At 34.0% G+C, this 13866-nt stretch carries 11 protein-coding genes; 10 read left to right on the plus strand and 1 reads right to left on the minus strand.

Annotation, left to right across the window (positions count from 1 at the left end; genetic code table 11):
- The first annotated feature begins 80 nt into the window (after nt 1-80).
- The 4 genes from SMAR_RS07620 (at nt 81) to SMAR_RS07635 (ending at nt 4127) form a co-directional block, all read left to right on the plus strand.
- Nucleotides 81-866 (plus strand): RAD55 family ATPase, encoded by a 786-nt coding sequence (locus tag SMAR_RS07620; RefSeq protein ID WP_425277379.1) that lies wholly within the window; start codon nt 81-83, stop codon nt 864-866.
- Nucleotides 867-2219 carry a hypothetical protein gene (locus SMAR_RS07625; protein WP_011839751.1) on the plus strand — a complete coding sequence of 451 codons (1353 nt, stop codon included), beginning with the start codon at nt 867-869 and terminating at the stop codon, nt 2217-2219.
- Between the two features lie 127 nt (nt 2220-2346).
- On the plus strand, nt 2347-3105 hold the full coding sequence (locus SMAR_RS07630; protein WP_011839752.1) for a hypothetical protein: 759 nt from the start codon (nt 2347-2349) through the stop codon (nt 3103-3105).
- 113 nt (nt 3106-3218) lie between these two features.
- Nucleotides 3219-4127 (plus strand): V4R domain-containing protein, encoded by a 909-nt coding sequence (locus SMAR_RS07635; protein WP_244372398.1) that lies wholly within the window; start codon nt 3219-3221, stop codon nt 4125-4127.
- A 34-nt stretch (nt 4128-4161) separates the two neighbouring features.
- On the opposite strand, the gene SMAR_RS08620 is transcribed toward SMAR_RS07635, so the two are convergent.
- Complete coding sequence (locus tag SMAR_RS08620) at nt 4162-7371, minus strand: ATPase, T2SS/T4P/T4SS family (protein WP_212576997.1); 3210 nt, start codon at nt 7369-7371, stop codon at nt 4162-4164.
- A 440-nt stretch (nt 7372-7811) separates the two neighbouring features.
- On the opposite strand from SMAR_RS08620, the gene SMAR_RS07645 reads away from it, so the two are divergent.
- From SMAR_RS07645 to SMAR_RS07670, 6 genes are all read left to right on the plus strand, one after another.
- Nucleotides 7812-9587 (plus strand): type II secretion system F family protein, encoded by a 1776-nt coding sequence (locus tag SMAR_RS07645; RefSeq protein ID WP_011839755.1) that lies wholly within the window; start codon nt 7812-7814, stop codon nt 9585-9587.
- Nucleotides 9588-9651: 64 nt separating this feature from the next.
- Nucleotides 9652-10359, plus strand: coding sequence for a hypothetical protein (locus SMAR_RS07650; protein ID WP_244372400.1), 708 nt, complete (start codon nt 9652-9654; stop codon nt 10357-10359).
- On the plus strand, nt 10359-10868 hold the full coding sequence (locus tag SMAR_RS07655) for a hypothetical protein (RefSeq protein ID WP_011839757.1): 510 nt from the start codon (nt 10359-10361) through the stop codon (nt 10866-10868). The genes SMAR_RS07650 and SMAR_RS07655 overlap by 1 nt, the downstream gene beginning before the upstream one ends.
- Nucleotides 10865-12010, plus strand: coding sequence for a hypothetical protein (locus SMAR_RS07660; RefSeq protein WP_011839758.1), 1146 nt, complete (start codon nt 10865-10867; stop codon nt 12008-12010). The genes SMAR_RS07655 and SMAR_RS07660 overlap by 4 nt, the downstream gene beginning before the upstream one ends.
- Complete coding sequence (locus tag SMAR_RS07665) at nt 12007-12393, plus strand: hypothetical protein (protein ID WP_011839759.1); 387 nt, start codon at nt 12007-12009, stop codon at nt 12391-12393. Before SMAR_RS07660 ends, SMAR_RS07665 begins: the two co-directional genes overlap by 4 nt.
- Complete coding sequence (locus SMAR_RS07670; protein WP_011839760.1) at nt 12390-13862, plus strand: hypothetical protein; 1473 nt, start codon at nt 12390-12392, stop codon at nt 13860-13862. The genes SMAR_RS07665 and SMAR_RS07670 overlap by 4 nt, the downstream gene beginning before the upstream one ends.
- The last annotated feature ends 4 nt before the right edge of the window (nt 13863-13866 follow it).

Genomic DNA, 13866 nt, shown 5'->3' on the forward strand with positions numbered 1-13866 from the left:
TATTGATTTAGATAACATGTTTATATATATCGTTAACTAATAACATTAATTTATGATACTAAAAATATTATTTTAATAGGGTGATAATTTTGCCTCGTCTAAAATTTGTAAAAACAGGTATGTCTGATATCGATGAAAAAATATTAGCAAATAAGGGGCTTCCAAGGCCAGGAACAATATATATTTTGGGGCATCCCGGAGTCGGTAAAACAACCTTTGTTGCTACATACTTAGTCAATAGAGCTAAGGAAGGAGAGAAGGGAGTATATGTATCTCTTATTGAGAACAAAGAATTATTTATAGAGCATTTTAGAGAATTCTCATTCTACAATGATTTAGCAAAGTTTATTGAAAATAATACAATATATTTCGCAGGTGCGCCTCCTGTATATGGTTATGATTCTAAGAGAATATTAGACCTATTTGAAAACGTAGGGAATTTAATAAATAGTCTAAATGCTAAGAACTTAGTTATAGATAGCATTAATGCTTTAACACTATATCTTAAAATGCAACAAATAAGAACACTCATTACTCGACTATATTATTTAACAATAGATAATGATTTAACAATAATATTAATTGGTGAGTTACCATTATTCTCTACATCAACTTATTCATGGTCTGAAGAGTTTATAGCAGACATAGTATTATTAATGGATTATGTATGGATAATATCAGGAGTTCCCAGATTAGCTGTGAGACTTGTACCAGTAAAGTCGCGAATGTTTAATGTAGCTAAAATACCTTACGAAGTCCAAGTAGATTATAATAATGGATTAAAGCTTATACATGAATTAATCGAGCCATATGTCCCCTTCGCTAAGGAAGTTAGTCGTGGCGCGGGTTATATGGAGGAGCGTTAATTGGGAGAATCTACTAGTTTGATTAGTATCTCCATATTGTCTCTTGAGAAATCTTGGTTTATAATATTTCTATCACTATATCTACTACTTATGTGTTTATACAACTATAACAAGTATATACATTATGCAAGATTTTTTCGAGGAATTACGAGATTTCTCAACATACATATTATTGCATATTTAGTATTCACAGGTTTATTGATATACTCTACTATTATAGAGTCCCGTCTGATCTTGTTCCATATAATAAATATATTCTCAATTCTCATATTATTTTTATTGCTCACGTATAAGATTGCTTCTTTTTGGGCGCTGGGCAATGAGTTCGATATTTTCGCTGAAATTGTAAATATGTTTAGCTTTAGCAAAGAAAAAGATCTAGAATACAAATTTAATGCCATAGTAAGCACAAATGTTACCACGGTAACTATTACGAACGTGTTAATTAGCATATATCTATTATTTAATAATTCATATATAGCGTTCAAATTATTCGTGATACTAATATTCTTTATACTCTACATTTCTAAAGCAATACTCTTATTGTATTATAAGGGTAAAAATTCTCTATACATAATGCAGTCACATTTAATACTGATTGATGCCTTGTTAATATTCTCTTTACTTATGTATTCGACAAGCTACTGTACTGATGTTATCAGCATATTAATAATGATAGGATATATTATATTCTTCTACAATATCCACTTCATCGATTTATCTACCCCATTATATTTCTCTGTTAAGAAATTATCTTTGAAAAAATCGGGTTCAATCATAGTATTAGCTAGAAGTAAAAAACCTAAATCTGAAAAGATCATGGAGATCATAAGAGAAGTAGTGAACACTATGAATGACGGCAAGAAAGTTGTAATGTTTATAAGTAGGCCTCATTCTATGACTTGGAGAAAATTTTATTCAAAAATAATAGCTAATATGGATATGCTGAGAAAACTAGGAATTGCTGAGATACATAGGGTTAGTATTAGTCACGGATTAGAATCACTATATCGAATGGAAGCAAGCACGAAGTGTGTATCCTCTATCTGTTTTAAGGAATATAAATTGTTTGCAGACAGTTCTGTCCTTATAAGAGGTGTTAGAGAATTGTTTTCACACGGTTTTTCACCTATTATATTAATTGAGGATTTATTGGATTTCATGATGAGTCTTGGTGGATGGAAAGAAGTTTATAAATTAGTAAACTTCTTGATTAACCTAAACACTAGTAATACTCAAAAAATAAGTATTATAATGGTTATTAACACTAGTGTTCCAGAACCTTATAGGGCAGATTTAAAATTGTTGTTTTCATCCCTAATGCCTAGATCGCAGATACTGGTTTCATTATAATTGTGATTATAAGGAATGACTAAGCTTATATCTAGTATTCTAGATATCTATTTATCAAGAGCCATTAATAGACTTGATTTATTTAAGGTATTATTCTTTTAAACTCCAGTATGTGAGGAGCAGAGATTTGGGGGAGGAAGAGAAAGAGGTATATGAGGTTATAGCGTCTCTTCCAATAGATATGAATAGAATGAATATTTTGAATGATATTACATTTGAAGCTCAACTACTTATGCGTAGCAAGTTTTTAAAGAAGATAACACTAGGATACAAAGATTTGCTTAAGATACATGAACTTGGTAAAGATAAAGAAGTATTATTGACTACAGAGTTTAACAATAAAAGATATATCATATATATTGATCACGGAGTAATAGTCTCTTCTGCCGAAACAGATCCTGAGAAGGATACGAGAATAGTTGGTTTAAGACCTTTAGCAACACTTATACTCGCATCTAAAATTAAACCCATAACCTTCAAATTATTCGAGATACAACCATATGAGGAAGAGAAAACCCAGGAAGCACCTAAGACTGTATACAGGGAATTCATTACTAAGAAAAAAATAGTGCCTCCAACAATCCCTGTTAGCAAGAAAAAGGAAACTAGAATAATGGATTTCTCTAAGATGCTCAAGGAATTAATCGATAAAACTAAGCAAGATGTTGAAGATATTGCTCCACTATATGGTTGTAAACTCGTAGATGTAAAACTAGCGATTAGTCGTGGAACTATATATATTAGAGTCTATGTTAAAAAGAAGAGCTTCCTGGGTAAATGCTCTATTGAAAAATTAATGGAAAATATTAAGAATGATCTAGAAGTAATAACTTCGATGATAGATCTAAATCTACCTTATAAAGTAGAAGTGATTCAAATAAAATAAAGAACTATAGATTATAAAAATTTTCCCCCAAGAATATTTTAATCATCGATTAGGACCTTTATATATTATACAAGATTAATAATATATCTTGTATATATAGTGTCTAATCCTAGGTGATAATATTGAGTTTTTGGAAAATAGTATTAAAGAGAAAAGGCCCTTTAGTTAAAAAAAGAGAAAAGGATATACCTGATCTCTACTTGGATACTGTCTATTTCTCCGAGAATAAACCATTATCACTATTATTATTAAAGGCTATAAATAAGCCGGGAATAATATTCAAGGTCACCGAGATAATAGCTGGTAAAGGCAAAAATATCATTAAGCTTAACGTGCCAGATATAGCATTTGGCGATTATGGTTTTGTATTGATCCTCATTGATAATTGTGATGAGTCTTGTGGTGAAGATTTGAAAAAGGAAATAGTGAATAGATTGGGGAATGATATTATAAAGATAGATGTGTTCACTTCTACTAATAGCTATGTTTTTCTAAAATACAATAGGTTATTACTGCTTGACGATGAATCAATTGTTATGACGAAAAGAATGATTGAAAGAGCTATTTATTATGTGTATAAGAAGGGAATGTTTAATGCCACTGCTTTCTTAACAGATTTTGGTAGGGGTATAGGAGAGTCAATCTATGATATATTTATATCTGAGCTAATGAAGGATGTTGAGAGAAAATATGAAGAAAGACTGAGAGATTCTCTCAAAATGTTTACTTATATATATAAAGCTCTAGGATTAGGAGATATGTTGATAGAAGGTTTAGAAGAGCTTGGAAACAGTTATAGGATTATTATTAGAAATAATTATGAATGCACTGCACTTGCAAAATATGGTTCGAAACATGGTTTTGTCGGAAAAGTTGGAAATATGACTAAAGGCGTTATAGAGGGGTTCTTCAGGAAATTGTTTAATAGAGAAGTTAGTGTAAAAGAAATTGAATGCGTTCTTGAAGGAAGACAAGCAGATGTATTTACAGTCGATCTTAGAGAATATGCTTTTGAGTTGTAGATTAAATATAAAATAAGAATAGGATTTTACTCCTCTACTTTTCAAGCTCTCTTGTTCTCTCAAATAATTCTTTAGTTGCTTCACCCATTTCCTTAGTTCCGCCCACTAATTCCTCTGTGGAGGCAACTTCTTCTGGAGCAACCATTGTTGGAACACCTGCTTCACGACCAGCTTCTTCAAGCTCTCTAACAGCTCTCTTATATACTGAAACAGGATCATAGTAGTAGTTAAATATTATTCTTGAAACATCCCATACATTAAATATGTTCTTATAGATCATCCAGTTTAATACAGTTGCTTTACGATATATTTCATCAATAATGTCTTCAAGCTCTAATCCACGCTTTGCAGCAATATCCCTTAAATGCAGGCTTTCCTCGAGATTAACCTTGAACTGATCTGTTCTAGGATCCCATACCGCAATAGTTCTATATTTACCGAAATCCTCGACTTCCTGTACAATAGTTGCTCTCCTACGGACCCTAACAACTCCCTTCTCAATACGAGCAATAACACGTTGTAGATGAATAAATGTATTCATCAACTTCATATATGTCGGCGGAATATTCATTGGTGGACTCGTAAGCCTCTTAATAGCATAATCAAGCGTCTCAGCATGAATAGTTGATAATCCACCGTGGCCCGTGTTATGGAGTAGAATCGGTATGTTTCCTCCGAAGAACGCCTCTGTTATAGGAACTGATATATCGTAGACATATCCCTTATACTGTTTCTTCCTCACATCTTTGATCTTTAAGACAATGATGTCTCCATTAATTAATGACTCGATTTTTCTCAAATACTCTCTGCTGAAGTCAGTGAAGGATCCATCCCTTCTGATCCATTCTAAGGCTTTTAAAGCTGTTTTCCTTGATATGAACTCTCTCCTCTTTATATATGCTAGTTCGGGAGGCATAGTTCTTGGTTTAGTATACTTGATCAGTTTAAGAATAGGTTTTACAGGCACTCTTTCTGAAGCATTAGGTTTCCTATATGATTGGTCAAGGTAAACTATTACATGATAGTAGGTTTTCCCATTATTCTTTCCTGCTTCTTTTTCTTCTTTAAGCACAGAATAGAAGCCAGCGAAACGAGCCAGCCATAATAGTTGATATGCTAAGTTCTTATTCGCAGTTGTATAACTAGTATATCTTCTCCTAAGCGTTCTCTGTGAATAAGCTCTTAATCCCTCGAAGAAGGCTCTAATAACACTTTTAGGAGAGCTCCAAAGGATTTCTGGCATCTTTTTTTCTTCAAGTTTTCTTCCTAGAAGCTTCTCGAATATAATAGCTAGTAGTGTGTGTGGATACTCGTAAATAATATAGGTGCCACGATCATCTATGAAAGGTTTTATATTGAATTTCTCATACATTATATTCATTACCTTATCGGCAATATTCTTTGCACTCTTACCAAAAGTGAAGCAGATTAGTTTATCTCTACGCTCCTTGACACATCCATTAGCAATGTATGCTCCAAATAGGAATGCTAATTTCTCATCTAATACTAGTCTTATTGGAAGAGTATACTTGCTTCTCCGTAGCTTGATAAGTGAATTATTTTTCTTTGTTATAACACGTTTTCTCAGGATCATGTATTGTTTTAGAGGTATAGGGTTTCTGCCTCCTGTATGCTTCTTTAATTCGCTAGGTATATTGTCGACATAGACATCGTTATAGTCGCTGACAAGATCTATGAGGTCTATTGTTTGATGATCTTTATTCTCCTTAACACCATTAAATGATACAAGGTATTCACCCTTATTTAGAAGCATAACAGGTTTCTCAACTATGTCTAGGGTATCTGGATCTAGGACAAATACGCTATGACTACCTGTTGCTTCTAGTTTGCCTCCTCCCTCATATATTATTTCATAGATCTCATTGGTTCTATGCCTTAACACGTATTTTATGGGTTTCCACACAACTTGGAACCCGTCATGGCTTAAAACATAGTATCCATTTACATGCTTAGCTGTTCTTTCCTCTCCTTCCTCATAGAATTTATCGATGAATTCACCGATTTTTACTAGATGAATTTTGTTAATTGGATCCCTTATCAGTACTGGTGTATCATATGATACACTAGCCATTGCTTGGAACAGTACGAATGCTTCTTCTCCACGAACCTCTCCCACTATTATATAGTCTGGCCTATATCTTAGGCTTAGTTTTACTAGGTCAAATAAGCGTATGTTTGTTCCCAGCGAGCTTGTACCTACTAGGTATGTTTCTCTACTTGTTAATTGTACCCAGTTAGGATGTGGGAGATTGATTTCAGGAGTATCCTCGATGGTGACTATTTTCATTCCTGGACGAATAAACATGCTTATAACGTTTAGCATAGTTGTTTTACCAACACCTGTACCGCCAGCGATCATCGCTGTTTTTCCATGTTCTATAAGTGTCCATAGATAAGCTGCTACAAGACTATTTATGACGCCTGATTGTATAATCTCGGTTACACTAAATGGTCTCTCACGGAACTTACGGATAGTGAATGTTGGTCCTTTAACAGATACTTCACGTCCAAACGTAGCGGCTAAACGGTGTTTTTCAGGCAACATAGCGTCTAGGATTGGGAAAGCTATACTAATATGTTTACCAGCCATATGAGCCATTTTCATAACGAACTCGTTCAAGTAGTCTTCATCTATGAAAGTAATATTTGTAGGGATGCTCTCGTATTTTTTGTGCCAAACATATATTGGTATGTTTACTCCATTACAAGATATATCCTCAATATTTGGATCCTTCATTAATGGATCAATTGGACCATATCCTAATAGGTTTCTCTCAATATAGTAGAGCAACTTAATCTTACGGGCACCAACAAGTCCTAGTTTCTCTCTATACTTATCAGCAATCCTCTCTGTTTCTTTGAAAACATATCCTTTCAAATCCTTAATATCCTCAGGTCTTGTTGGAGGACGTATTTCATCCATCAAAATATCGGTGAGCTTCTCCAATACTTCTTTATCACTCGGTGTAAGACCATATTCTTCAACGAAATACATTGGTCCTTGAGGTGTTTCAGCTATCACGATCTTGACGAATGGTTTATATACATAGTAGCTCTCAATAATTCTCCAACTAGGATCACGTTTTGCAACCTGAATAGGCTCTGCAGGAACAATAATTGATTTAACAGCTTCAGAAACCTCTTCCTCTCCAGGAAGCTTTGTTAACCTCTCCTTCCTTTCCCTACGCGAAAACATCGATAAAATCTTCCTAAGAGACTCCATGGCTCAAATACACTCTCCAAACTAAAATTAAACACACAGTTTTATAACTGATAATCATATTATATACTCCCTCGATAAATAATTATTCCCTAAAACAGTTTGTGGTTGCCCGAGCATTATCTTTTGGAAGCTATGGTTATTTTGGGAATTGTTTGCAGGGGCTCCCCCCTCTTGTGTCGGGGCTCCACATAGACCACTTTGAGTCCTTCATCTGCATTTTACAAACAATTATGAAGGGTTTATAAAGCGAACACATAAACATAAACACTACAAAACAATCATAGCCTCCACAATATCCAAAACAACCATAGCATCTAAATAAGCGAATAGTCTCCAGAGTTGTTCTTATTTAGTATTCCTTGTATAGGTTGATAAATATATTTGTGTCCTAAGGAAACTATATATTAAGGAATACCAACTATGAATACTAGGGGTTATACATGTCCTTTTGGGATTGGGTTTACAGGTATTTTGAGGGTTTAGGCAAATATATTCTTAGAATGTATCCGAACTTATCAAATGATATACGTAAGAGTGGGATGCATCTATATCCTGAAGTATATGCTTCTTTCATGGCTTTTATGTCTATCCTGATTAGTGGTGTGACTATTGTTTTAATAATATTGTTTGCAGTAGTGAAAATATATATTGTTTTACCTTTCCTTGTCCTAGTACCTTTCCTTACATATATTTTATTAGCGTATCTACCAGCTCTTATAGGAAGTAGTAGAGCCGGCGGGATAGAAGGAGAGTTCCCATATACAACGGCTTATTTAAGCATGATGGTTATGAGTGGTTTATCGCCGTATGTAGCGTTTGAGAGAATTACTCATGCAAGCAAAGTATTTACTAAATCAGCAGAGCTTAGCCAGAGATTTATATTATTAGTAAGAGTTCTAGGGAGGGATCCGTTAACAGCTTTCAGCATGTTAGCTCATAGAACACCTAGTCCAACTGCGAGAGACTTGTTAATGGGTTATGTAACAACTGTTCGTGCAGGCGGAGATGTAGCTGATTATTTGAATAAAAAAGCTAGACTATTATTCTCTGAACTACTTGTTAAAATGAAGATTATAGCTGATAGATTAGCTGGTCTTCTAGAAGCATATCTAGCTCTTGTCCTCTTATCAATGATTAGTTTAACAGTCATGTACTTTGTAACAGTATCATTTATCTCCGCCGTCCCCTTTGGATTATCGCCTATAGGATTATTCTTAGTCCTCTACGTATTAATCCCTATGATTTCGGGCATGATTATTTATTTAGCTGATATTACCCAGTATAAGGAGCCATGGGTTGATTATCGCCCATACATATTGTTTGGAGGCTTAACTCTTCCACTAGCGTTTTTCCTAGTATTTTTTGGAATGATTATTCCAAATATTCTACCGCCTGGACACCCGTTTAGGAGTAATGTCTTGGTTAAGGGAATATATGATTTCCTTGTTTACCCAGCTGTAGCCTTTAATCTTCAACCATATATTTATCCATCAGTAGCTTTATCAATGATATTAATCACTGCTACCCTGCCAACAACAATCTATGCGGAAATAGTTGGAAGAGAATACAAAGTAGTAACTGGTATAACAAGGTTTCTACGTGACCTCGTAGAGATACGTAAGACAGGATTATCTCCGGAGAGAAGCATTATTGAGCTTTCACGTAGAAACTATGGTGTATTCACAAAGTATTTAAAGAAGATGGCTCTCCAACTAAGCCTTGGGATCTCCTTGTCTAGGATAATACAGGAGTTATTCAAGAAAATAATTGTTTGGAGAGCAAAGGTATTATTATTCGTATTAACAGACACGATCGAGGTTGGCGGTGGAAGTGTTGAGATAATGGAGCATCTTGCATGGTTTGCTGAAAGTGTAGATGCTATTGAGGATGAGAAAAAGAAGAATCTCAGAACCCTCCTAATAGTTCCATATATGGGTGGAATATTAACAGCAGCAACAGTAATTATGCTGGCAGCATTCATGGGCTCACTACAATTTGGTGCTGGAGGAGCATATTTTCAAGCCGCAGCAACAGCGTTGCCAGCAATAGTTATAAATACTTATCTAATGGGTCTTGTAGCTGGAAAAGTATCATCGGGATCAATAGCTGCTGGATTCAAACACGCAATATTTTTAACAATAGTTACACTCCTATTCTTCCTAGCATCACCACTATTCAACACAATGCTTGGAGGATTAACACAGCCAGTAACGTGAGGTTTAAGAATTGAGGGGGATCAGCGAAACAATATCCACCGTTATAATATCATCGGTAATTATAATGGTAAGTATAATGATATTCTACATAGCCACATATTCTCTAACAACAACTATGCAGGTATCAGAGTATGGATACATGAAATCATCAATGATAAACATAGCTTCATCAATACCAGAAATAATTAAGGGAACAAGCATATCAATATCTGTTCCGAAGGGAAGCGTAGGAGTAGGATATAGCATTCAAAACAATATAGTTTATGAAGTAGATGTTCTCACAAGTTCTGGATGGAAGAATATAATAGTTGATGATTCCCCATCAGCTATCGTGATTAGATCCTATAATGTAGTAGTCACTAGCAATAGGATCATCTATGGTATTAACAATCTAACCGTAAATGATATCGCCTTCATACCAACAATATGGGAGTACTATAAGGATGGAGCATCAATAATAAACTTCAACACATCTAGATTCTATATCCACATATACAAAGTCACAAATGGAACATATACAGAAATATATATTAGAATCTACTATTTACAGCTAAGACCAAAATACATATCTGGCCCAAGAACAATCATGTTTGTACCCGGAGGAAAAGTAATAGAGGATCAAATAAACAATATTGAAGGACTCGTTATTAGAGAAATAAATAGTGTAACAGGTAAAACCATTCGTTCCTATGAACCATCTAAATTGTTCAGTCTAGGATATAAAGTAAATTTATTATTAAGCGTTGATCGATTATATGTGGTGATGACTTAGTGGCGACACCTGCTATAATTCATATGATCGGCACCTTAGCATTAGTGATCGTATTAGCATTCGTGATACTACACGTATCAAGCACAATTACCGTAATGAAAAACGATGCCCTAGTTAATAATTTTAAGAGAATAGCTGATTCAGTTTCTACCCAGATCCTGTATGCTATAATGTGGCATAATAACTTGTCAATAAGACTGATGTATCCTCCACAAGCTGGGTATGGTCAACAATATAATATAATAATAGGCACAGGAGCAGCTATAAGATCCCATTATAAAATATTCAATGTACCAAATGATAATACATTATATATAGTCATAACTACGCCGGATAACACTATTCATGTAGAGAAAAAAATAATAGAAACCACAAATGGTTATACAACGATAACTATGGTAAACGATCCCATACTATTCGGTAGTTCAACAATTACTTACTTAGATATTAGAGTCGTTAACAATAATATATATGTGAATATAGTTGTTAAGGGGGAAATATATAGATGAAAGAACTTATTGAATATGTTTTAGCTGCTTTAATAATTGTTTCCTTCATACCCATATTTGATGTTATAGTCACCGATTTTTCAAGAACAAACCCCCCTATAATAGAGAGTAGTACCCTAGTATACATGTCAAGCGGTATAAGAGATGTTTTAACAAATATTTCTTCCCAAGGAAACTTCACGCCTCAATTAGTCGATATCGCGGGAGCTATTTCTTCTAGACTAAACATATCTAGAAATATAGGATATAATGTTAGAATAGTTTCTTCAGGAGTCAGTAAAATAAATGTTCAAGATAATAATATACAAGTATACACGACAAGTCCTGGAAAACTATATGTATGCATAGTCTATAATGATCTATCATATAGTAACTACCAATTATATAAACCAACCACTACTTTAGCAAATGGAACATTTCTCTACACCATAATCCCTTCCAGAACAGACATAATAGCAGTATCAGCAATTCTAGAAACAGGCGTAGCCAGATATATAGGATACTGGATCTCGGATAACATATACGAAGCACACGCTTATAACGTTAATAACACAGTCACCATAGCAATACCCGACACAGTTCCACAACCAAACTACTATACAGTATCCGGTTTAGAAGCTATAGACGCTATATTAATTTACTATACACAGGGACATTTCTATAATTACTCAATAGCTAGTGGTAGCTTTATAGTTAATCTAACATGGATCCAGTACTATTCTTATTATTGGGGTGCTGGATACTATAAACAATATTTCTCCAGATACATAGCATCTTACTATGATCAAACAACAATTGATGGAATAACTTATAGTCTGCATAAATTACAGAATTATGTGGAAAAAGACACTCATTATATATTATACGAATATTATTCTGGGAACCTTATAATATACTATGATAGTATAGTAGGGACAGAATCTCGGTTCTTCAATATTCAATATCCAATTTACAATTTAGTATTTATATTTCTCAGAGATGCGGATAATAATATATACTATGCTGTAATTTATCCGCATGAACTATCTATTGGTGAACCAATACCTTCTAACTGGGTCACATATAAAACAACATATACGGCGAGAATAGGAATGGTTAACTATGACATAATAATAACTGTGTGGAGGAGGTTTCAGAGATGAAGTCGCAGGCTATTGTTATATCAGCATATCTAGCATCAATACTTATAATATTATTGATAATTACCTACTATATCAACATCCTACCCTATTCTACGACTATAAATATTCGTACACGCAACTACGATGTATACTCGATCATATACTCAAAAGTTTCTTGGACAGCGCGAGAACTAGCATATACTATTATCGATGAGTTAAAGGCTAGCTACGTTGTTGTAAATATAACTGTTATCAACATTACTGATCGCCAAGTTAACAGTACCGACTACTATTCAATCATTCCGAATAACCAAAATGTTACCTTAATCTATGAATACAACGTTTCCAGGCTTGATGATAATGGTTTATTCTATAGTTACTATATAAAGGTGGGGTTTAGATGAAGGCTCAACTACCCGTAGTAATAGCTATAGTTATATTGGGAGGTTTAATAATAGCCAGCTTATTCTATGTTACATCAATCACACTATATACTAAATCCCTCAGCAAAGGCACGGTTAAGAATGAATGGGACCTCATAGATCAAGAACTAGACACATTGGATCTAGTTGCACTAAAATATGCTAGTATGAAAGCCTATAAAGAGTTTAGTTCATCTTTTGACACTATATATAATGAGATAAGCTATACTCTATCTCTCGAGGATAGAAGTGCAATATATTATTCGGACTTTTCAACAGATAATACAGCTGGCCTAGTAATTATAGCGGATAATTATTATGTTGATACAAATAAGCATGTCTTAGTGCTTGAAAGCAGTAGCGATTTTGCCATAGCATATGTTAATATACCTATAAGCGGTATTTTTTATGATCAGGTATATGTAGCTTATAGAGGAACAGCTGACCAGCACATAGACTGGTTTCAATTACGCATCCGCAGATCTAGAATACAGTATATGTATATACTGGGCAATGACATTAATTCTCAAATGCTTGAAGTAAGATATTATAGGAGAGGAGTTTATAGATTGGTGAAAACATCGGAGTCAGTACCTGATCCTTATGTTTATTATGGTGGTTATGATTATATTACAGGAACACTTAGCTTAGACGTGTTTGATAGAATTAATAATGTTTGGGCTAGTATAACTTATGATAGGAGATCAACTTCTCAGAATTTATACTATGGTGTTGGAGGATATTATCATGTTGAAATAGATAAGCTTGTATTATCGGTTAATAGGGATCCCAAATATATATATGTTGAAGGCTTATATCCTGGGTGGAGAGTCGTTGTTTCTAATGGAACAAATAGTTATGAGGGAGTTGCTGATTCTTCGGGTTTAGCAATGGTCTTTTTCCCTGATCTAATCTTTAGAAATGGAGTTATCAGTGTATATGATGATACAGGTGAATTGGTGATCTCTAAGGCTTTCGATGTTATTGTTGGAGGTGATAGGTATGTTTTTGGAGCCGGTAACTTGGCGGGTTATGATTATTATCAAGTTCTAGAGAATTTTAAGCAGTCTTTAAACAATGCTAGTTTAGAGGCATTATCTGTTCTTAGGAAGAGTGTTTTAGAAGTAATTCATAATTGGATATCTTATAAGATACGTGATGGATACTCTATTAATATTACTTATTTCAAGCCATTCTATAATATTACATTGTGGAATAATGGCTATATATCTAATGGTAGGGGATCGATCGGGTTTGAAATAAAATATTTTATAATAGCACCGGATGGAGAGTATAGAGAGTTTGTTAAAAGCATAAATGCAACATACTTTATGTCTTTTGATTTAGTTTATACGGGTTTATGCGTTGTATTTGCTTTATGGGAACAGGGAGGTTCTTGTTCCTTGATCATTTCAAAATATTATATTAAGCCCCTTCCTCCTCTGGTTTAGTGTT

This window comes from Staphylothermus marinus F1 (assembly GCF_000015945.1).
Classification (GTDB): Archaea; Thermoproteota; Thermoprotei_A; order Sulfolobales; family Desulfurococcaceae; genus Staphylothermus; species Staphylothermus marinus.